At 71.1% G+C, this 20,737-nt stretch carries 22 protein-coding genes; 15 read left to right on the top strand and 7 right to left on the bottom strand.

The features are described from left to right. The first annotated feature begins 34 nt into the window (after positions 1–34). The 5 genes from ACZ63E_RS39775 to ACZ63E_RS39795 are packed head-to-tail and all read left to right on the top strand — an operon-like array spanning position 35 to position 4,149. Entirely contained in the window at positions 35–598 is a 564-nt protein-coding gene (locus tag ACZ63E_RS39775) for an RNA polymerase sigma factor (RefSeq protein ID WP_465341480.1), read from the top strand. Beyond that, entirely contained in the window at positions 595–1,419 is an 825-nt protein-coding gene (locus ACZ63E_RS39780; protein WP_465341482.1) for a zf-HC2 domain-containing protein, read from the top strand. Before ACZ63E_RS39775 ends, ACZ63E_RS39780 begins: the two co-directional genes overlap by 4 nt. Before the next feature lie 11 nt (positions 1,420–1,430). Continuing rightward, positions 1,431–2,234 (top strand): ABC transporter ATP-binding protein, encoded by an 804-nt coding sequence (locus tag ACZ63E_RS39785; protein WP_465302451.1) that lies wholly within the window; start codon positions 1,431–1,433, stop codon positions 2,232–2,234. Next, positions 2,234–3,589 (top strand): hypothetical protein, encoded by a 1,356-nt coding sequence (locus tag ACZ63E_RS39790; protein WP_465341483.1) that lies wholly within the window; start codon positions 2,234–2,236, stop codon positions 3,587–3,589. Before ACZ63E_RS39785 ends, ACZ63E_RS39790 begins: the two co-directional genes overlap by 1 nt. Then, positions 3,586–4,149 carry a hypothetical protein gene (locus tag ACZ63E_RS39795; RefSeq protein WP_465341485.1) on the top strand — a complete coding sequence of 188 codons (564 nt, stop codon included), beginning with the start codon at positions 3,586–3,588 and terminating at the stop codon, positions 4,147–4,149. Before ACZ63E_RS39790 ends, ACZ63E_RS39795 begins: the two co-directional genes overlap by 4 nt. Positions 4,150–4,370: 221 nt before the next feature. On the opposite strand, the gene ACZ63E_RS39800 is transcribed toward ACZ63E_RS39795, so the two are convergent. The 6 genes from ACZ63E_RS39800 to efeU are packed head-to-tail and all read right to left on the bottom strand — an operon-like array spanning position 4,371 to position 9,752. Then, positions 4,371–4,781, bottom strand: a complete 411-nt coding sequence (locus ACZ63E_RS39800; protein WP_465341486.1) for a PPOX class F420-dependent oxidoreductase — start codon at positions 4,779–4,781, stop codon at positions 4,371–4,373. A gap of 33 nt (positions 4,782–4,814) precedes the next feature. After that, positions 4,815–5,891: a GDSL-type esterase/lipase family protein gene (locus ACZ63E_RS39805; RefSeq protein WP_465341487.1), complete on the bottom strand. Its 1,077-nt coding sequence runs from the start codon at positions 5,889–5,891 to the stop codon at positions 4,815–4,817. Beyond that, positions 5,888–6,457, bottom strand: coding sequence for a TetR/AcrR family transcriptional regulator (locus ACZ63E_RS39810; protein ID WP_465341488.1), 570 nt, complete (start codon positions 6,455–6,457; stop codon positions 5,888–5,890). Before ACZ63E_RS39810 ends, ACZ63E_RS39805 begins: the two co-directional genes overlap by 4 nt. A gap of 48 nt (positions 6,458–6,505) precedes the next feature. Next, positions 6,506–7,762 carry an iron uptake transporter deferrochelatase/peroxidase subunit gene (efeB, locus tag ACZ63E_RS39815; RefSeq protein ID WP_465341489.1) on the bottom strand — a complete coding sequence of 419 codons (1,257 nt, stop codon included), beginning with the start codon at positions 7,760–7,762 and terminating at the stop codon, positions 6,506–6,508. Continuing rightward, positions 7,759–8,910: an iron uptake system protein EfeO gene (gene efeO / locus ACZ63E_RS39820; protein WP_465341490.1), complete on the bottom strand. Its 1,152-nt coding sequence runs from the start codon at positions 8,908–8,910 to the stop codon at positions 7,759–7,761. The genes efeB and efeO overlap by 4 nt, the downstream gene beginning before the upstream one ends. Next, the gene (gene efeU, locus ACZ63E_RS39825; protein ID WP_465341491.1) at positions 8,907–9,752 is read right to left on the bottom strand and encodes an iron uptake transporter permease EfeU; all 846 of its coding nucleotides are present in this window, start codon (positions 9,750–9,752) and stop codon (positions 8,907–8,909) included. The genes efeO and efeU overlap by 4 nt, the downstream gene beginning before the upstream one ends. Positions 9,753–10,119: 367 nt before the next feature. On the opposite strand from efeU, the gene ACZ63E_RS39830 reads away from it, so the two are divergent. Then, on the top strand, positions 10,120–10,866 hold the full coding sequence (locus ACZ63E_RS39830) for a lysozyme family protein (protein WP_465341562.1): 747 nt from the start codon (positions 10,120–10,122) through the stop codon (positions 10,864–10,866). Between the two features lie 226 nt (positions 10,867–11,092). Here the strand turns inward: ACZ63E_RS39830 and ACZ63E_RS39835 are convergent, their stop codons facing one another. After that, positions 11,093–11,497, bottom strand: a complete 405-nt coding sequence (locus ACZ63E_RS39835; protein ID WP_465341492.1) for a tetratricopeptide repeat protein — start codon at positions 11,495–11,497, stop codon at positions 11,093–11,095. Positions 11,498–11,569: 72 nt separating this feature from the next. On the opposite strand from ACZ63E_RS39835, the gene ACZ63E_RS39840 reads away from it, so the two are divergent. The 9 genes from ACZ63E_RS39840 to ACZ63E_RS39880 all read left to right on the top strand — a co-directional run bounded on the left by ACZ63E_RS39840 (position 11,570) and on the right by ACZ63E_RS39880 (position 20,732). Beyond that, positions 11,570–12,016 (top strand): VOC family protein, encoded by a 447-nt coding sequence (locus ACZ63E_RS39840; RefSeq protein ID WP_465341493.1) that lies wholly within the window; start codon positions 11,570–11,572, stop codon positions 12,014–12,016. Between the two features lie 87 nt (positions 12,017–12,103). After that, complete coding sequence (gene eno / locus ACZ63E_RS39845; RefSeq protein ID WP_465341494.1) at positions 12,104–13,390, top strand: phosphopyruvate hydratase; 1,287 nt, start codon at positions 12,104–12,106, stop codon at positions 13,388–13,390. A gap of 252 nt (positions 13,391–13,642) precedes the next feature. Then, a complete protein-coding gene (locus tag ACZ63E_RS39850) occupies positions 13,643–14,005 on the top strand; it encodes an FtsB family cell division protein (RefSeq protein WP_465302475.1) in 363 nt (120 codons plus the stop codon). Between the two features lie 31 nt (positions 14,006–14,036). Further along, positions 14,037–14,546, top strand: a complete 510-nt coding sequence (locus tag ACZ63E_RS39855) for a DUF501 domain-containing protein (protein WP_465302477.1) — start codon at positions 14,037–14,039, stop codon at positions 14,544–14,546. A 149-nt stretch (positions 14,547–14,695) separates the two neighbouring features. Beyond that, positions 14,696–15,865 carry a lytic transglycosylase domain-containing protein gene (locus tag ACZ63E_RS39860; protein ID WP_465341495.1) on the top strand — a complete coding sequence of 390 codons (1,170 nt, stop codon included), beginning with the start codon at positions 14,696–14,698 and terminating at the stop codon, positions 15,863–15,865. 35 nt (positions 15,866–15,900) lie between these two features. Continuing rightward, on the top strand, positions 15,901–16,854 hold the full coding sequence (locus ACZ63E_RS39865; protein ID WP_465302481.1) for a Ppx/GppA phosphatase family protein: 954 nt from the start codon (positions 15,901–15,903) through the stop codon (positions 16,852–16,854). A 319-nt stretch (positions 16,855–17,173) separates the two neighbouring features. Further along, positions 17,174–18,799, top strand: coding sequence for a peptide ABC transporter substrate-binding protein (locus ACZ63E_RS39870; protein WP_465341496.1), 1,626 nt, complete (start codon positions 17,174–17,176; stop codon positions 18,797–18,799). 57 nt (positions 18,800–18,856) lie between these two features. Further along, positions 18,857–19,786, top strand: a complete 930-nt coding sequence (locus ACZ63E_RS39875) for an ABC transporter permease (protein WP_465302485.1) — start codon at positions 18,857–18,859, stop codon at positions 19,784–19,786. Further along, positions 19,779–20,732 (top strand): ABC transporter permease, encoded by a 954-nt coding sequence (locus ACZ63E_RS39880; protein ID WP_465341497.1) that lies wholly within the window; start codon positions 19,779–19,781, stop codon positions 20,730–20,732. The genes ACZ63E_RS39875 and ACZ63E_RS39880 overlap by 8 nt, the downstream gene beginning before the upstream one ends. The last annotated feature ends 5 nt before the right edge of the window (positions 20,733–20,737 follow it).

Raw genomic sequence — 20,737 nt, forward strand, 5'->3', positions numbered from 1 at the left:
GAACCGAATCCGATCACCCGGCGTCTTGCCTGGTGTGAGGAAGCAGCCACTGGAAGACGCCGACGAGGAGCACCTCGTCCGGCGCACGGCCAGGGGTGACCGCGCGGCGTTCGAGGAGCTCTACCGCCGCACGTCGCCCTGGCTCGCCGTGCGCCTGCGCCGCCGGTGCGCGGACGAGCAGGTCGTCGCCGAGGTGATGCAGGAGACGTACCTGGCCGTCTGGCGCGCGGCGGGCTCGTTCGCGGGGGCCTCGACCGGCGGCACGGCGGTCGGCTGGGTGTGGACGATCGCGGCCCGGCGGCTGGTCGACGCGTTCCGCCGGCGGGCGCACCACGCGCAGCCGCCGCCGGAGGTCGTGTTCGAAGTGACGCCCGTGCCGGCGCTGGCGGCGGAAGACATCGCGCTGGCGGCGGCGGTGGGCGATGAGGTGGGGGACGCGCTGCGTGAGCTCGCGCCCGAACTGCGGGCGGTCCTGCAGGCGATGGTGCTCGACGGGCTGACCGTCCGCGAGACAGCCATGCTGCTCGGGCTGCCGGAAGGAACCGTCAAGACCCGCGCCCGGCGGGCGCGGATCGCGATGCGGGAGGCACTGTCATGACCCATGCGTCGGACCAGCTCATCGCCGGGTACGCCGCGGGCGACGAGCTTCCTGGCGACCAGCTGTGGGGGCTCGAGTCCCACCTCGAGACGTGCCGGGTGTGCCGGGGGCGGCTGGCCGAGGTGGCGCCGGTCCAGCCGGTGGTGGACCTCGTCTGGTCGCGGCTGCAGGTCGAGGTCGAGCTGCCGAGCGTCGCCGCGCACGCGCCGCCGCGGCGGCGCGTGCGGCCGGTGCGCCGCCGCTTCGGCCTGTGGCTCACGACCTGGGTCACGCCGGTGATGCTGCCGTGGCTGGGGATGATCGCGCTGGTCACGTTGCTGGCCGCGGTGTTCGACCACTTCGGGGAGTCGGTGGTGAACGTGACGGCGGTGCAGCTCTTCGCGCCGGTGCTGCCGGTGCTCGGGGTCGCCGCGGCGTGGGCGCGGGGGCTGGATCCGGCGTACGAGGTCGTCGTCGCGACCCCGCGGGCCGGGCTGTACCTGGTCGCGCGGCGGACGCTCGCCGTGCTGGTCGTCGTCCTGCCGGTGCTCGGTGTCGCCGGGTGGCTGACCGGCACGGCCTTCGCGCTCTGGCTGCTGCCGAGCCTGGCCTTCACCTCGGGGACGCTCGCGCTGGGCGGGCTGATCGGGATCACCCGGGCGGCGTACGTCCTGGTCGCGGTGTGGGTCGCGGGCCTGGTGCTGCCGGTTCTCGCGGCCCACGAGCAAACGTTTGCGCTCAGCTCCGGCGCGGTGCCGGTGTGGGCGGGGATCTTCGCGTTGACGACGGTGGTCGTCGCCCTGCACAAGGGCGCGTTCACCCGGCTCGGCGCGCGTTTCTAGGGAGGAAGAACATGCGTGCAGTCGGGGCCGCCGAGGTCGCGCCCACGGCCTACGCCTGGGAGATCCAGGCCGAGGGGCTGAAGGTGCGGGTGGGGCGGAAGAAGATGGCCGTGGACGGGCTGGACCTGTCGCTCGGCAAGGGGGTGCACGGCTTGCTCGGACCCAACGGCGCGGGCAAGACGACGCTGATCCGGGCACTGGCGACGGTGTTGCGGCCGGCGGAAGGCAGGCTGTCGCTGCTCGGTGCGCCGGCCGGGGGGCACACCGGGCAGCGCGGTCTGCGCCGGCGGATCGGCTACCTGCCGCAGAACTTCGGGTTCTACAAGCGGTTCACCGTCCGGGAGTTCGTCGAGTACGTCGCGTGGCTGAAGGAGATGTCCAAAGAGGACATTCCCGGGGCGGTGCAGCGCGCGATCGAGCGGGTCGGGCTCGCCGACCGCGCGGACGACCGGATGAAGACGCTCTCGGGCGGCATGGTCCGGCGGGTGGGGATCGCGCAGGCGATCGTCAACGACCCGGACATCCTGCTGCTGGACGAGCCCACGGCCGGCCTCGACCCGGCGCAGCGCGTGCGGTTCCGCGAGCTGGTGCAGGAGCTGGGCCGCGACGCGTGTGTGCTGATCTCGACCCACTTGGTCGAAGACGTCGGCACGGCGTGTTCCGACGTCGTCCTGTTCGCCGAGGGCAAGCTGGTGTTCCAGGGGACACCGGGCGAGCTGGCCGAAGCGGGCACGGCGGCGCACGTGGGGGACAGCCCGATCGAGCGCGGGTATTCGGCGCTGCTGAACCACGAGCCGGGCAAGGGGGCCTGGTGATGATCCTGCGCATCGAACTGCGGCGCTCCATCGCGCCGTGGGCCGGGCTGGCGCTGCTCGTCGTCGGGCTCGGCTTCCTGTTCCTGCTGCCCGGGCCGTGGTGGAAGACGCCGGCGCCGTGGACGGCCAACACCACGACCACCGCGTTGTGGCTGCGGTTCCTGCTGGTGTTCCTGTGGCCGATCGCCGTCGGCGCCGGGGCGATCCAGGGCATGCGCGACAGCCGTTCCGGCATGGTCGAGCTGCTGGCCACGACGTCACGGCCGGGCTGGCACCGGGCGATCCGGCTGGCCGGCGCGGTGGGGGCGGTGAGCGCGCTCGGGCTCCTGCTGGTGTTCGGCGTCGGCGTGGTGGAGGTGCTCGGGCACGGCGGCTACGTCTCGGTGAGCTTCCTGCCGGTGGTCCTCGTCGGCCTGCTCGCCGTCGTGGCGGGGAGCTGGGTCGGCCTGGCGGCCGGGCGGCTGCTGCCGCACCCGCTGACCGCGCCCGCGCTGGCCGTGGTGACGCTGGTGGTGTCCATGCTGGGCTGGGCGTCGCTGGAATCGGGCCTGTCGTTGTCGTACAGCCGGCTCGGGCTGTTGTCGCCGGCCCTCGGGCAGCCGCGGGGCGCGCTGGTGACAACGTCGGTTTCGGCGGACCTCGGGCAGGCTGCGTGGTTCGTCGGGCTGGCCGTGACGGGATTCCTGCTGCTGGCGGCGAACTCCGTCCGGGCCCGGCTGCTGGGCCTGCTGCCGGTGGTGGCCGGGGCGGCGATCGCCCTGCCGGTCTTTCCGGCGTCCGCCGCCGGGCTCCTGGCGTCCGATGGCATCGCCGCGCAGAAAGTCTGCGACGGGCCGATCTGCGTCAGCCGGGCGCACGAGGACAGGCTGGCCGCGCTGGCCGGACCCGGCCGGGAGGCGCTGGCCATGCTGGCGAAGCTGCCCGGCGCGCCGACGCGGATCGAGGAGCAGACCGGGCCGACACCCGTGTACGACCCGCCCGCTCGCGATCCCGGGGTCGTCTACCTGAACTTCCAGCTCAACGACGTCCTGCTCACGGCGAACGCGGACGACCTGCGGCTCGCGGTGCTGTCCGGCGCCGGGCTGCCTTCGTGCGACCACCCGTACGGCGGCAGCCTGGCCGACCTGGGCGCCCGGATGATCGCGGCGGCGTACTTCACCGGTGAGCTGAAGCCGTTGCCGGAGTTCGCCGCGCACTGGATCCTCCAGGAGTCCGGCACTGTCGAGCGGGCGTGGGCGACGTTCCGGGCGTTGCCGCCGGAGGTGCGGTTCGCCCGGATGGTCGCGCTGCGCCAGGTGCTCCTGACCTGCCAGGGTGACCCGCTCGACGCGCTGGTGCCGGGGGCCTCGCGATGAGGTGGGTGACGCTCTACGCGCGCTCGCGCCAGGTTCCGGCGGCGTTCACGGCCCTGGTCCTGGCGACGGCGGGCCTGTGGTTCCTGGCGCGCGGCTCGTGGTCGCCGGTGCCGGTCGTGCTGACGCTGACGGCGGGCATCGCGGTGGCGGCGATCGGCCTGAGCGGCCAGGACCCGGACCTCGACCGCACGGCGGCGCTGCCGTGGCCGGTCCGCCGGTTCGCGCACCTGGTCCTGATCGGCCTCGCGGCCGGCGGCGCGGTCCTGCTGGTCCAGCAGCTGGGCCCACTGGTTGTCGACTTGTCGATCATCCTGCGCGACGCGGCGGGCCTGCTGGGCCTGGCCGGCCTGGCGGCAACGGCGGCAGGCGGCCAGTTCGGCTGGACGCTCCCACTCCTGTGGGCGTCGATCACCCCGTTCGTCCAGGACGACGGCTCGGTGACCAGCCACATCGTGGGCTGGATGCTCCAACCCCCGAACTCGCCAGCGGCAACCTGGACAGCAGCAATCCTGGCAATCACGGGCACGGCAACGTACACAGCCTGGGGCGGCCGCCGCTGACCGAGACCAGAGGGGAATCACGCGTGTCTGGAGAGGCATCACGCGTGTCTGCCGGGGCATCACGCGTGTCTGGAGGGGCATCGGACGTGATGCCCGGCTGATCACGCGTGATGCCCCGCTGATCACGCGAGATGCCTGCTCAAGCACGTGTGATGCCTGGTTGAGCACGCGAGGTTCTGCGGTCGGCGGGTGGTGGGGCGCCGGTCCGGCGCCCCCCACCCTCAGACGTCGCGGATGTTCGTCTCCAGCTCCAGCGGCTCCCGGTCCCAGTCCTCGACGCCGAACGCGAGGATCCGGGCCGGGTGGATGCGGATCACGGCGTCGTCGAAGTGGTTGTCCGGGAGGTTGACGCCGGTCAGCGCCTCGGCGCGGCCGCGGATCTCCAGGCACCGCACCCGCCACGGGTTCGTCGAGGGCAGGTCGTCGACGACGAACGCGACCTGGGCGTCGGTCGCCAGGTTGCGGAACTTCTTGCTGGTGCTCAGGTTGTGCCCGGTGACGTCGATCGCCTTCGCGTCCGGGTTGTACCGGAAGCCGACCGGGTTGACCTGCAGGGTTCCGTTCGGCTGCCGGGTCGCCAGCCGGCCCAGCGGCTGGGCTTCGAGGTACGCGAGCTCTGCTTCGGTGAACATGCGCCCACCTTTCTCCTTCAAGCGAGCTTGAAGTCAAGCGAACGGGCCGCCGAACGCGTGCTCGGTGAAGCGGTCGGCGATCCGGCGGTGGGCCGCCGGGCCCGGGTGCAGCTCGTCCGGCAGCGGGAACTCGGCGAAGTCGGCCTCGCCGTACAGCACGCGGCCGTCCAGGTAGTGCAGGTCCGGGTCCTGCCGCTGCGCGACGACGCGCGCCAGCTCGTCGCGGACCACCTCGAGCGTCAGCTTCCCCGCCGCGACCTCGGCCGGGTCGCCGGTCGCCCGGAACCGCACTTCGCCCGCGGCCAGCGCCTCGTGGTCGAAGTCGCCGGGGCCGGGCGTCCGCTCGTGGATCGGGCACAGCACCGGCGACACGACCAGCAGCGGCGCGGACGGGTGGCCCTCGCGGATCGTGTCGAGGAACCCGTGCACCGCCGGGCCGAACGCGCGCACACGCATCAGGTCCGCGTTGACGACGTTGATGCCGAGCTTCACGCTGACCAGGTCGGCCGGCGTGTCCCGCAGCGCGCGGGCCGTGAACGGGTCGAGCAGCGCGTTCCCGCTGAACCCCAGGTTGACCAGCTCGACGCCGGCCGCGAGCGCGGCCAGCGCGGTCCAGGTGCCCGACGGGCTCGTGGCGTTCGAACCCTGGCTGATCGAGCTGCCGTGGTGCAGCCAGACCCGTCCGTGCGGCGGCGCGGGCGTGACCGGGGCGTCGGTCCGCAACGCGACCAGCTCCGTGATCTCGTTGTGCGGCAACCAGATCTCGACGTCCTTGTCGTGTCCGGGCAGGCCGGGGAACCGCACGCCGCCGGGCACGGTCGCCTGCGCGGCGAGCTTGCCGTCGACCAGCAGGTCGTACACGCCGTCGGGGCGCGGCGGCGCGCCCGGGTACTCGATCTTCGTCGCCAGCGTCTCGAGCTCGACGACCGTGGCGCGCGTCCGGAACCGCAGGCGGATGCCGGCCGGCTGCGTGTCGGCCATGGCCAGGCGCGGGTCGGTGTTCTGCGCGCGGGCTCGGGCGGGCAGCCGGTGCGGCGTCAGGCCGCGCTCGGTGCGCTCCAGTTCGAGGGCGCCGCGGACGAGGTCGGTGGTGAGGGGCGTGGTGATCATGCCGAAGGCCAATCGTGGAGAAGGGAGTCGAGGACGTCGAGGAGGCGGGCCCAGCTCTCCGCCGAGGCGGGCGAGCTGTGGTCGAAGCCGCCCTGCCCTTCGAGGGTGACGAACCCGTGGAAGAAGCTGCCGAGCAGCCGGACGGCGTGCGTTTCGTCCGGCCCGGTCAGGGCGTAGCCGCGCAAGATCGCGCGCATCATCTGCGAGTGCCGGACGCCGGCGCTCGCGGCGGCGGCCTCCGGGTCGAGCCGGAACTGCGCGGCGGCGTACCGGCCCGGGTGCTCGCGGGCGTAGTCGCGGTAGACGTCGGCGAAGGCGACGAGCGCGTCCCGCCCGGCGCGACCCGCGAGCGCGGCGGCCGCGCGGTCGGCGAGCTCCTCCAGTGCGAGCAGCGCGATCTTCGTCCGCAGGTCGTGAGCGTTCTTGACGTGCGAATACAGGCTCGCGACCTTGACGTCGAACCGCCGCGCCAGCTCCGACGGCGTCACCTGCTCGAAGCCCAGCTCGTCGGCGAGCTCCGCCCCGGCGCGCACCACGCGTTCCGTGGTCAGACCGGCACGAACCATAGCTACACCTCTTCTTGGCTAAAGGAAGTGTAGATCAGCCTAAAGTCTTTAGGCAAACAGCGCGTCGCCCCAGTAGCCGGTCGGCGAGACACCCGGCGGGACCGCGAAGTGCGCGGACCCCGTGTGCTGCACGTACTCCATCATCGCGTCCTTCGACGACAGCGCCTGCTGCATCGGGACGTACTGCGCGCGGGTGTCCCGGTTGAACGCCAGGAAGAACAGCCCCGCCTCGAGGTGGCCGACGCCGTCGGAGCCGTCGACGAAGTTGTAGCCGCGGCGCAGGATCCGGACGCCGTTCAGCGCCTGGTGCGAGGCCAGCCGGACGTGCGCGTCGTCGGCGATCACCTTCTCGCCGCCCGCGCCGCCGACGTCGAGGTCGAGCTCGTCGAACTCCGCGGTCTGGCCCAGCGGGGCGCCGGTGCCCTTCGTGCGGCCGACGATCTGCTGCTGGCCGTCGAGCGTCTCGCGGTCCCACGTCTCGATGTGCATCCGGATCCGGCGCGCGACCAGGTAGCTGCCGCCGGCCATCCACGCCTGGCCGTCGCCGGCCTGGGTCCACACCTGGTCACGCAGGAAGTCGGTGTCCTCGGACTTGATGTTGTTCGTGCCGTCCTTGAACCCGAACAGGTTCCGCGGTGTCTGCTGCGCGCGCGACGTCGACGAGCTGCGGCCGAAGCCGAGCTGCGACCAGCGGACCTCGGTGACGCCGAAGCCGAGCCGCACCAGGTTGCGCACCGCGTGCACGGCGACCTGCGGGTCGTCCGCGCACGCCTGGATGCACAGGTCGCCGCCGCTGCGGGCCGGGTCGAGCTTGTCCTTCGGGAACAGCGGCAGGTCGATCAGCTGCGGCGGCCGCTTCCCCGCGAGGCCGAAGCGGCCGTCGAACAGCGACGGCCCGAAGCCGATGGTCAGCGTCAAGTGTGACGCGGGCAGGTCGAGCGCCTCGCCGGTGTCACCGGGCGGGGCGAACTCGCCGCCGCCGACCGCGCCGTTCGCGACGACCTCCTGGCCCGCCGTCATCCGGCGGGCCGCGTCGGTCCACGTCTTGAGCAGCTGCCGCAGCTTTTCGCGGTCCTTGGTCGTGACGTCCAAAGCCGCGAAGTGCAGGTTCGCCTGGGTCGGCGTCACGATGCCGGCCTGGTGCTCACCGTGGAAGTCCACCGTGCTCACCGACGCCTCGGCGTTGCTGCTGGTCGCTTTGTCGATCCCGATGCCCGCCGCGGCCCCGGCCCCGGCGAGCGCGACACCCGCTCCCGCCAGGCCGAAGAGCTTCCGGCGGGAGACCCGGGTGCCGTCTTCGGTCATTTGGCCACAACCTCCGCGACCTTGCTCAGCGGCTCGCTCAGCGCGTCGACGGCCGAGGCGAACTCCTTGATCTGGTCCTGCGACAGCTCGTTGTACAGCTTGAAGCCGTCCCCGGCGCGCGTCTTGTCCAGCAGGCCCTGGACGTTCGCGAACTCCTTGTCCAAAGTGGACACGAGCGCGGCGTCCCGCTCCTGCAGCAGCGGCCGCAGCGAGGCGATCGCGCCCTTCGAACCGTCCACGTTGGCCTGGAAGTCCCACAGGTCGGTGTGCGAGAAGGTCTCCTCCTCGCCGGTGATCTTGCCGGTCGCGACCTCGTCGAGCAGGCCCTTCGCGCCGTTCGCCAGGTCGAGCGCGTTCAGCTCGAGCGTCTTCGACTTCGCGACCAGGTCCTTGACGTCGGTCAGCAGCTTGTCGGCGATCTTCGGGCTGTCGGCCTGCAGGCCGGAGACGAACAGGTCCTTCTCGAGCCGGTGGAAGCCGGTGAACTGCTGGCCCGGCTCGAGGTCGGCCTCGCGGACGTCGATGGCCGGGTCGAGGTCGCCGAACTTCTCGGCGACCGGCTCGATGCGCTCGTAGTAGATGCGAGTGCGCGCGTACGCGGCCTTCGCCTCGTCGACCTTGCCGCCCTTGACGAGGTCGACGAACTTCCCCGTCTCCTCCTCCAGCGCGGCGGTGTTGTTCGCGACGTAGTCGGCGTAGCTCTTGGTGGCATTCGCCTTCTGGGCGTTGGCGTCGGCCTGCTTCGGCGCGCCGCCGGTGATCGTGAAGTCACCGCGGATGCCGTTGCCGGCCATGCCCGGCTTGCACGCGGTCTGGTACTTGCCCGCGTCGGACGCCTCGACGATCAGGCGCCGGTTGAGCCCGGGCGCGATGTTCTCGACCTCGCCCATGATCCGGTCGCCCTCGGCGTAGAGGTAGAACTCGGTGACCTTGGTGCCCTTGTTGGTGATCTCGAAGGTCACGTTGCCCGCGGCCGCCGTGTTCACCGAGACGGTGCACGCCGTGTCGGAGGCCTCGACCTTGATCGGGCCGCCGGCGGCGGCGTTCTCGGTGCCGCCGCCCGAGCTGTCGCACGCGGCCAGCGTCACCAGGGCGGCGGCGCCGGCCAGCACGGCCAGCGGGGTTCTGGGGGACTTGCGCACGGTCACTCCTTCGAGGCGGCCGCGGCGGCGGGCGCCGGCGCGGTCTTCTTGCTGGGCTTGAGGAAAAGGGGCAGCACGATGACGACGTAGGCGACCCACGCGATGGCCTGCAGCACGGTCGTCTGCTGCGAGTAGTTGAAGATGCCCTTGAGCAGGGCGCCGTACCAGGACGTCTCGGGCAACGCGTCCGAAGCGTCGAAGGCGAGGGTGTTGATGCCGGGCAGGAAGGCGGCTTCCTGGAGGTCGTGCAGGCCGTAACCGAGCACGCCCGCGGCGACGAACACGAGGAGCACGCCGGTGATCGTGAAGAACTTGCCCAGGTTGAACCGGACGGCGCCCTTGTAGAGCAGCCAGGCCAGCACCACCGCGGCGAGGATGCCGATGGCGAAGCCGATCAGCGGCTGCACCGTGTCCGACTGTGCGGTCTGGACGGCGGAGTAGAAGAACACCGCGGTTTCGAGGCCCTCACGCCCGACTGCGAGGAACGACAGCAGCAGCACGGCCATCGGGCCGACGTCGAGCGCGTCGTCCATCTTCCCGCGCAGCTCGGCGGCGATGCTCTTCGACGCCTTGCGCATCCAGAAGATCATCGCCGTCACGAACACGACCGCGACGATCGACAGGCTCCCGCCGAGCAGCTCCTGGTGTTCGAACGACAGCTGGGCGGTCGTGTAGGTGAGGACCGCGCCGACGGCGACCGAGAGCAGCACCGCGGCGCCGACGCCCGGCCACACCCAGCGCAGCGCGTGCCGGCGGTCGGTCTTCACGAGGAACGCGACGAGGATGCTGACGACCAGCGCGGCCTCCAGGCCTTCGCGCAGCCCGATCAGCGCACTCGAAAACAACACGTTCCCGCCTCCAGGTTTTTCGTGGGCCCGTGAAGTTTTTAGGTAAGGCTCACCTGTAAGTCCAGCGAGGGAACGCGTCGTCGCGCGCCAGAACCCGACAAAAGGGACGGCGGAACGAAGTTAGGTTAGGGTAACCGCAGGTCAGGGCGCTGCGCGTCGACTCGATAACAAAATTTGTGACTTCGCAGGCAGCCGACCTGTTTTTACCCTCCGCTTGCCTGTTCAGGCAGCCGAGTGTCCCTCTTGAGTGGCTCCGTAACCTGTTCGGGTGGCCGATACCGCTCAGCCGACCGTCACGCCTCCGCACTCGCCCCCGGGCGGCCCGCCGCGGCGCTATCTCGGCCGGGTGGCCCTCGCGCTGGGGCTGGTGCTCACCGGTGTGGTCCTCGTGGTCACCATCGGTGTCCGGAACCCGGACGCGCCGGCCGAGCCACCGCCCGCGCAGCCCGCGCTCGCCATCCCGGAGCAGCGCCCGCAGCCGGGCGCCGAGTCGCCGCGGGCCGGGCTCGCCGCGCCGGTCGACCGGCCGGCCGTGTCCGACCAGGCCGAGCTGGACGCGTGGGCGGCCCGCGTCGCGGACAAGACGCACGTCCCGGGGCGCGTGCTCGCCGCGTACGGCCGGGCGGAAATGTGGATGCAGCGGCAGAAACCGACGTGCCACCTCTCGTGGGCGACGCTCGCGGGGATCGGCCGGGTCGAGACCGGGCGCGGGGAGTTCGACCTTTCGGCCATCCGTCCGGACGGCCGGCTCGTGAAACCGGTCGTCGGCCCGCCGCTGGACGGCTCACCCGGCGTCCCGGCGGTGCACGACAGCGACGGCGGCAAGCTCGACGGCGACAAGTCGTGGGACCACGCGATCGGGCCGCTGCAGTTCCTGCCCTCGACGTGGAAGAAGTACCAGGAGCGCGCCAACGGCGACGGCGGCACGCCCGACCCCCAGAACATCGACGACGCGGCCTTCACGGCGGCGCGCTACCTCTGTTCGGGCAGCGACGACCTCGGCACCCCGGCCGGCTGGTGGCGCTCGATCCTGTTCTACAACCAGGGCGTGCCGTACGGCCAGGACGTCTTCAGCGCGGCGGACGCCTACGCGGAGGCGAGCGTCGCGCCCTGAGTCAGCTCTCCCGGTCGGCGAAGAACGGCGTCACGGCCATCAGGACGAGCAGCAGCAACCCGGCGTAGGCGCCCAGCGTGGCGAAGATCGACATTTCGGTTCCTCCCTGTTTCGGTCTGGAACCAGCTTCGCCCGCGAAGGGGGTGCTGCGGATCGGCCGAGGGGCCCGGCAAGGTCGGCCGAAAGTCTGATCTCGCCCGGGCCGTTCGGCCCTGGCCGGGCGCCGTCAGGACTCGCGCAGCGCGATGCGCGCCTTGACCTCGCTGATCGCCTCGAGGTACTCCGGCACCGGGTTCATCGCCGACGCCATCCGCATCTGGGCCAGCGCCTCGACGAACCGGCCGAGCCGCTGCAGGGTGCGGCCGAGGATGAACCGGGCGTAGTGGTCCGTCGGGTCCAGCTCGACCACCCGGGTCAGCGCCTGCTCGGCCCGCCGCAGCTGCGCGGAGTGGAAGTACGCGCGCCCGGCCAGGAGGTGGACCGACGGTTTGTCCGTCTCGGACTCCAGGAGGGGCTGGAGCACCTTCAGTGCGTCGAGCGGCCGACGGCGGCCGACCAGATCCTCCGCCTGGCGGAAGGCATGGAACCGCGACTCTTCGGGAGGCTGCGAAGCAGCTGCGGCGTCCGTCATGGTCACCCCGACATTACCCCTGAGGAGGGGCTGGCACACGCCGCCGATCGGGACGTGGTGGACTGTCTCGCCATGAGCAGCGGGTACCGGGGCCTGGCGCCCTACCTCTACTACGCCGACGCCACGGCGGCGCTCGCCTGGCTGACCAGGGTCTTCGGGTTCACCGAAGACGTCCGGTTCTGCGACGCGGCGGGCGAGGTCTTCCAGGCGACGCTGCGCGCGGGCGACGCGCGGATCCAGATCGCGGGCGTCGGGCCGGACTACTGGCAGGCCAAGGGCGTCGAGGGCCCGGTCGGCCAGCTCAACATCCTCTACGTCGACGACGTCGACGCCGACTACGAGCGGATCGCCGCCGCGCTCGGCGAGGAGGCCGAGCTCGAGCCGCCGCAGGACCAGCCCTACGGCGCGCGCGTCTTCACCGTCGCCGACCTCGGCGGCAACAGCTGGACGTTCTGGCAGCAGACGTCCGAGACCGTCGAGCTGCCGCCCGGCTGGCAGGCGATCCGCACCGATGGGTGAGTGACCGGCCGTGCCTCCAACGGGTGAACTGCGGCGACGGCTAGGCTGGGCGCGTCACCGCAGGCACGACGCACCGAGGAGCATGGCGTGGCTCTCATCGAGCAGGTAGGCGCGCGCGAGATTCTGGACTCGCGTGGCAACCCGACCGTCGAGGTGGAGGTGGCTCTCGACGACGGCACCCTGGCGCGGGCCGCCGTCCCGTCGGGCGCGTCCACCGGCGAACACGAGGCGGTCGAACTCCGCGACGGCGACACCGGCCGCTACAACGGCAAGGGCGTCGAGCGCGCGGTCGCCGCGGTGCTCGACGAGATCGGCCCCGAGATGGTCGGCATCGAAGCCGTCGACCAGCGGATCGTCGACCAGAAGCTGGTCGACCTCGACGGCACGCCGGCGAAGTCCCGCCTCGGCGCGAACGCCATCCTCGGCGTCTCGCTGGCCGTCGCGAAGGCCGCCGCCGAGTCGGCCGAGCTGGAGCTCTTCCGCTACCTGGGCGGGCCGAACGCGCACGTGCTGCCGGTCCCGATGCTGAACATCCTCAACGGCGGTTCGCACGCGGACAGCAACGTCGACGTCCAGGAGTTCATGATCGCGCCGATCGGCGCCGAGACCTTCCGCGAGGCCCTGCGCTGGGGCACCGAGGTCTACCACTCGCTGAAGTCGGTGCTGAAGGGCCGCGGCCTTTCGACCGGTCTGGGCGACGAAGGCGGCTTCGCGCCGAACCTCGGCAACAACCGCGAGGCGCTCGACCTGATCGTCCAGGCCATCGAGAAGGCCGGGTACGCCCCGGGCCGTGACGTCGCGCTCGCGCTCGACGTCGCCGCGACGGAGTTCTTCGCCGACGGCGCGTACACCTTCGAAGGCAGCAAGAAGAGTGCCGAGCAGATGTCCGCGTACTACGGCGAGCTGCTGGCGAACTACCCGCTCGTGTCCATCGAGGACCCGCTGAGCGAGGACGACTGGGACGGCTGGGTCACGATGACCGCCGAGGTCGGCGACAAGGTCCAGATCGTCGGCGACGACCTGTTCGTCACCAACCCGGACCGCCTCGAGGAGGGCATCACCCGCCGCGCCGCCAACGCGCTGCTGGTGAAGGTCAACCAGATCGGCACCCTGTCCGAGACGCTCGACGCGATCTCGCTCGCGACGTCGTTCGGCTACAAGTCGATGATGAGCCACCGCTCCGGCGAGACCGAGGACACGTTCATCGCGGACCTGGCGGTCGCCACCGGCGTCGGCCAGATCAAGACCGGCGCGCCGGCCCGCGGCGAGCGGATCGCCAAGTACAACCAGCTGCTGCGCATCGAGGAGACCCTCGGTGACGCGGCCCGGTACGCCGGCGAGCTGGCCTTCCCGCGGTTCAGCGCCGAGGCCTGATCGCCGATGGCGGACCGGGGGAGGACAACGCGCAACCGCCGTGGTGGCGGCGGGGCTTCGCGGGCCGGTGGGTCCACGCGGGCCCGCCGTCCCGAAGCGGCGCGCGCGGGAAACCAGGGCTCCCGGCCGCCGCGGCCCGCGGACGGCACGGCGGCCGCCCGGCGCCGCACCGCCGACTCGGAGACGACCCGGGCCCGGCTGCGCCGGGGCCTGGCGGCGAAGCGCGCGTCGGGTGCGGCGAAGGTGCTCGGCATGTCCACCACCCGCCGCGCGGCGGTGGTGGCGATCGTGGTGTGCGCGCTGGCGTTCACCATCGCCGTGCCCCTGCGCACGTACCTCTCCCAGCGGACCGAGGTCCGCGAACAGCAGGCGCAGCAGGCACAGCTGCAGCAGCAGGTCGCTCAGCTCCAGGGCCGCAAGGCGGAGCTGAGCGACCCCGCGCAGATCGAGGCCGAGGCCCGGCGGCGGCTTCGGTACGTCAAGCCGGGTGAGACGCCGTACATCGTCCAGCTGCCCGAGGACAAGGCCCCGGACGCGGCGCCGCAGCAGGGACAGCAGCAGGTGGCCAACGGCTCCTGGTACGAGAACCTCTGGAACCAGGTCTCCGGCGGCTGAGTGCTCCGGGCCACGCACTAACCTGGACCGCGTGAACAGCACGCAGCAGCACGCCTTCGAGCCCGTCACCGACGCCGACCGCGAGACCATCGCGGAGCAGCTCGGACGGCCGCCGCGAGCGCTGCGCGCCGTCGCCGCGCGGTGCCCGAGCGGGCACCCCTCCGTCGTGCAGACCAGCCCGCGGCTGGAGAACGGCACGCCGTTCCCGACGCTCTACTACCTCACCTGCCCGAAGCTGAACTCGATGATCGGCACGATCGAGGCGTCCGGGCTGATGAAGGAGATGACCGAGCGGCTCACCACCGATCCCGAGCTCGCCGCGCAGTACCAGCGCACGCACGAGACCTACCTCGCCGAGCGGGACGCGATCGAGCCGCTCGGGCACCAGGTCACCGCCGGGGGCATGCCCGGGCGCGTCAAGTGCCTGCACGTGCACGTCGCCCACTCCCTCGCGGTCGGTCCGGGCGTGAATCCGTTTGGTGACGAGACTCTTGAGCTCCTTAAGGCGAACGGGTGGCCCTCGGGAGACTGTGCCGAGTAACGCTCGCGGGCGGTAAACAGATAACTGGTCTGGGTGAGCGAAAACCCCGGTCCGGGAAGATCCCGACTCCCGAAGGGGTGAAACCGCGCCCCGGGTACGGCAGGCTGTCACCCGAGGGTGTGACCGATCCGCCAGGAGGGCTTCGAGTTATGCGTGTGCGGCGACTGCCTGACGCAGTCGGGAGCTACACCCGAAGATTCGGGATCCGCCACCGCACCGCGTACCCGCTGATCACCGGCATCCTCGCCGTGGTCCCCGCGCTGGTCGCCGGCGGTGGCACCCTCGGCTGGCTCGGCGGGAGCGGTGACCACACCCGCGACGCCGCGCTCGGCCAGGGGTACGACCCCGGCAACGCCGCCCTCCAGCAGATCGCCGTCGACGGCACCCTCCCCGGCGCGCCCAGCCCGCTGCCGCTCCCCGCGTACGAACTCCCGGACGGCCCCCTCGGCATCCCGGCCACCGCGCTCGCCGCGTACAAGAACGCCGCCGACGTCCTCGGCCGCGAGCAGCCCGCCTGCCACATCGACTGGGCCCTGATCGCCAGCATCGGCCGCATCGAGTCCAATCACGCGCGCGGCGGTTACGTCGACGCGGCGGGCACCACCCGCGAGCCGATCCTCGGCCCGGAGCTCAACGGCCAGGGCGGCTTCGCCGCGATCCCGGACACCGACCAGGGCCTGCTCGACACGGACCCGGTGTGGGACCGCGCGGTCGGCCCGACGCAGTTCATCCCGGCGACGTGGAAGGGCTACGCCTCCGACGGCAACGGCGACGGCAAGTCCGACCCCAACAACATCTTCGACGCGGCGCTGGCCACCGGCCGCTACCTCTGTTCCGGCGGCTTCGACCTCGCGAACCCGGACCAGCTGCGCGGCGCGATCTACCGCTACAACAACTCCGACACGTACGTGAACACGGTGATCCTGTGGGCGGAGGCCTACCGCAACGGGATCATGCAGGTGCCGGACAGCACCGTCCCGGTCGGCGCGCCGAACGCGGCGCTGGCCCCGGCGCCGCCCGCGATCCCGCCGCCCCCGACTCCGACGACGACGCCGAGCGCGCCGCCGTCCACCACGCCGGGCGGTTCGACGACGACGACCAAGACCAAGCCGCCCTGCGCGTCGCCGACGACCACGGTCACCACCACGACGGCGACTTCGACGACGACCACTCCGGCGCCGACCACCACCCCGCCGTCGGGCGAGACGACGACTCCGCCGCCGAGCACGACCCCGACCCCGTCCTGCGGGGCGACGGTCACCTCAACGGCCACGACGACGACCACGACCACCACGGCGGTGACCCCGGCCGCTCCGTAGCTTTCACGTGAAAGCTACGGGTTAGGGTGATCGGCATGCCTCGTGTTGCCGCGATCGACTGTGGGACCAACTCCATCCGCCTGCTCGTCGCCGAGCTGACGCCGCGCCACGACGGCACGGTCGACCTGCGCGACCTGCACCGCGAGATGCGGATCGTCCGGCTCGGCCAGGGTGTCGACGCCACCGGCGAGCTCGCTCCCGAAGCGCTGGAGCGGACGAGGGCCGCACTCGCCGACTACACCGTCGCCGCCCGGCGCAAGGGCGCCGAGAAGGTGCGCATGGTCGCCACCTCCGCCACGCGCGACGCGAAGAACCGCGACGACTTCTTCCGCATGACCCGCGAGACCCTCGGCGTCGAGGCCGAGGTGATCAGCGGCGACGAAGAGGCGCGGCTGTCGTTCACCGGCGCCGTCGGGGAGCAGGACCCGGACGACGGCCCGTTCGTCGTGGTCGACGTCGGCGGCGGCTCGACCGAGCTCGTCCTCGGCACCTGGGACGGCCGGAAGGCCGAGGTGCTCGCCGCGAAGTCCGTCGACATCGGCTGCGTCCGGATCACCGAGCGCGCGCTGAAGAGCGACCCGCCGACCGCCGAGGAGATCGCCGCCGCCCGTGACCTCGCCGGCAAGGTCCTGACCGAGGCGTTCGACGTCGTCGACGTCGCGCGCGCTCGCACGTGGGTGGGTGTCGCCGGCACGGTGACGACGCTGTCGGCGATCGCGCTGGGGCTGCCGGAGTACGACAGCGAGCGCGTCCACCTGTCCAAGCTGGGCCCGGCGGACATCGACCGGCTCGCGTCGGAGCTGCTGCACGCCGACCACGCCACCCGCGCCGCGAACCCGGTGATCCACCCGGGCCGCGTCGACGTCATCGGCGGCGGCGCGGTGGTGGTCCAGACCCTCGCCGAGCAGCTCGCGGCCCGCGGCGGCCCGACCGAGCTGGTGATCAGCGAGCACGACATCCTGGACGGCATCGCCCTCTCCCTCGCCTGACCGGGCCCGGCGGTTCGCCGGATCGCGGGAGGTCCGGTTTCGGCCACGGCCACCCCTTGACAAGCCTCGGCACAAGCCCTTTCGGACATCCGAAAGGGCTTGTGCCACAACGGAATCCGCAGCCAACCCTCGGTGAGCGGGCGATGACCAGGTGTCCGCGCTGGGCCGTCCGGCGTATCCGGTTTCCTACGTTGGTTGTACTCCAACCAGGTGGTCCTGACGACCGTCACACATTTGCAACACCGCAGTCCTGTGATCGGCTTCACCGCCCCCGATAGCGTGCGTCTCACCTTTCGGACAGACGGAGATGGAGGGGATCATGCGTCGTTCGCGCAGGCTCTGGGGACCCACGGTGGTGATGACCTCGCTGGCGCTCGTGCTGGCCGCGTGCGGCGGCGGGTCGGGCAGCTCCGCGGGCGCCGGCGAGACGGACCCGGACGGCACGGTCAGCGTCTACGGCACCGAGCCGCAGAACGCGCTGGTCCCGACCAACATCAACGACCTCGGCGGCACCAAGGCGATCCAGGTCATGTTCGCCACGCTGGTCGGCTTCAAGGGCGCGGACGCCAAGCCGTTCAACCTGATGGCCGACTCGATCACGACGACCGACTCCAAGGTCTACGACATCAAGATCAAGCAGGGCTGGAAGTTCCACGACGGCACCGAGGTGAAGGCGCACAACTTCATCGACGCCTGGAACTACGGCGCCTACGCGCCCAACGGCCAGCTCAACACGGACTTCTTCTCGAACATCCAGGGGTACAAGGACGTCCACCCCGAGGACGAGAACGCCAAGCCGGCCACCGACAAGATGTCCGGCCTGGTGCAGAAGAGCGACTACGAGTTCACGGTCACGCTCGACGCGCCGTTCTCGGTGTTCGACATCAAGGTCGGCTACCAGGCGTTCGCGCCGCTGCCGGACGCGTTCTTCAAGGATCCCAAGGGCTTCGAGCAGCACCCGATCGGCAACGGGCCGATGAAGTTCGTCTCGCGGACGCCGAACCAGGACATCAAGCTCACCCGCAACGACGACTACAAGGGTGACGACAAGGTCCACTTCAAGGACCTCGACATCAAGATCTACTCCAGCCAGGAGACCGCCTACCAGGACCTGCTGAGCGGGCGGCTCGACTTCATGGAGGCGCTGCCGCCGTCGGCGGTCGCGGGCGGCAAGTACAAGGCCGACCTGGGCGACCGCCTGGTCACGGGGCACCTACTCGGGGTCAGCACCATCGCCGTGCCGTACTACGTGCCCGGCTACGACAACCTCGAGCTGCGCAAGGCCATCTCGATGTCGATCGACCGCGCGCAGATCACCAAGACGGTCATGAACGACACCTACGTCCCGCTGGACGGGTACGTCGCCCAGGGCATCACCGGTGCCCGCTCCGGCGTCTGCCAGTTCTGCAAGTTCGACCCGGCGGCGGCCAAGGAGGCCTTCGCGAAGTCCGGCTTCAAGGGCAAGCTGACCATCGCGTCCAACGCGGACGGCGGCCGCAAGGAACCGCTGACCGCGGCGTGCAACAGCATCAAGAACACCCTCGGCGTCGAGTGCGACTTCGTGCCGGCCACCGACTTCGGCCAGTGGCGCAGCATCGTGACCAGCAAGAAGCTCACCGGCATGGGCCGCTCGGACTGGTCGGCGGACTACCCGTCCATCGAGGACTTCCTCAACCCGATCTACAAGACCGGCGGGTCCTCGAACGACTCCAGCTACTCGAACCCGCAGGTCGACGCGCTCCTGGCCCAGGCGGACGCCACCGCCGACAAGGACGCCGCGGTCAAGCTGTACCAGCAGGCCGAGGACCTGATCGCGAAGGACCTGCCGTCGATCCCGGTGTGGGACGAGCTGGGCGTCTCGGCGAAGTCGAAGAACCTCAAGTCCGCGGCCCTCGACTTCCGCCGGATGCCGGACTACCCGTCCATCGAGGTCCTGAAGAAGTGACGCGCTGACCTGCCGTACCCACCACTCACGACGGCCGGCGCGCACTAGGAACTCTTCATGATCCGCTACGTCCTGCGACGGCTGCTCCAGCTGATCCCGGTCTTCTTCGGCACCACCTTCCTGATCTACGTCCTCGTCTGGGCCGTGCCCGGCGACCCGTTCTCCGGCAAGTGCGGCCAGGCCGCGTGCCCGCCGGCCTACATCACCCAGATGACCGAGAAGTTCCACCTCGACGACAACATCTTCGTGCAGTACTTCAAGTACCTCGGGAGCCTGTTCACCGGCGACTGGGGCGAGACGTTCAACGGCACCTCGGTCGGCGAGCTGATCGCGACGTCGTACCCGATCACGCTGCGGCTGGCCGTGATCGCCGTGGTCATCGAGGCCCTCATCGGCCTCACCGCCGGGGTGCTGACCGGCCTGCGCGGCAAGGGTTTCCTCGACAACCTCGTGCTGGTGTCGACGACGTTCCTGATCTCGCTGCCGGTGTTCGTCACGGCGATCGTGCTGCAGCTCGCCCTGGGCGCCAACGGCCTCGGCCTGATCGAGGCGAGCGTGTCCGACAACCCGAGCGTCGGTGAGCTGATCGTTCCCGGCATCGCACTGGGCAGCCTGTCGATGGCCTACGTCGCGAGGCTGTCGAGAACGAGCATCGCCGAAAACCGCCGCGCCGACTACGTGCGCACCGCGATCGCCAAGGGGCAGCCCAACAGTCGCGTGGTCGGCGTCCACCTGCTCCGCAACTCGGTGATCCCGGTGCTGACGTTCCTCGGCACCGACCTCGGCGCCCTGATGGGCGGCGCGATCGTCACCGAAGGCGTGTTCAACATCAACGGCCTGGGCGGGCTCATCTTCCGCGGCATCCAGAACCGGGAGAGCGCCACCGTGGTCGGCGTGGTCGTCCTGCTGGTGCTGGTGTACCTGCTGATGAGCCTGGTCGTCGACCTGCTCTACGCCGTTCTCGACCCGAGGATCCGCTATGACTGACCCGAACCTGGTGGGCGGCGGCGGGGCCGACGCGGCCGAGCTGTCCCGCGTCGACGACTCCGCCACCGGCCCGCAGAAACCCCGCAGCCTGTGGAGCGACGCGTGGCGCCAGCTGCGCCGCAAGCCCGCGTTCGTCGCCTCGGCCGTGATCATCCTGATCATCGTCGTGATCGCGATCGCGCCCGGCCTGTTCAGCTCGCGCGACGCGGGCTTCAGCGACCTCACGCACGCGAACGAAGGCCCGTCCGCGGACGCCTGGTTCGGCTACGACAACCAGGGCGCCGACGTCTACGCCCGCACGATCTACGGGACCCGGGCGTCCCTGCTGGTCGGGGTGTTCTCGACGCTGCTGACCGTCCTCTTCGGCTCGCTGGTCGGCATCTTCGCCGGGTACTACGGCCGGTTCGTCGACAGCCTGCTGTCGCGCTTCGGCGACATCTTCGCCGGCCTGCCGTTCGTGCTCGGCGCGATCGTCATCCTGACCACGTTCAACGCGCCGGGCTCCAACCCGGGCGCGGTGACGATCATCGTCCAGGTCGTCTGCTCGATCGCGGTGCTGAGCTGGCCGGTGGCCATGCGCATCATGCGCTCGGCGGCGCTGGTGGCCAAGCAGCTCGACTACGTCAAGGCCGCGCGCGGCCTCGGCGCGAGCACCCCGCGGATCATCTTCCGGCACCTGCTGCCCAACACGATCGCGCCGGTGCTGGTGTACGCCACCATCGCGCTCGGCGCGTTCATCGGCGCCGAGGCGACGCTGGCCTACCTGGGCATCGGCGTGCGCGCGCCGGTGATCTCGTGGGGCGTGATGATCAGCGACTCGCGGGACTACTTCCGCGCCGACCCGCACATGCTGCTGTTCCCCGGCGCCTTCGTCACCCTGACCGTGCTGGCCTTCGTGATGCTGGGTGACGGCATCCGCGACGCGCTCGATCCGAAGTCGAGGTAGATCCC

This window comes from Amycolatopsis sp. NPDC104819, assembly GCF_055583145.1.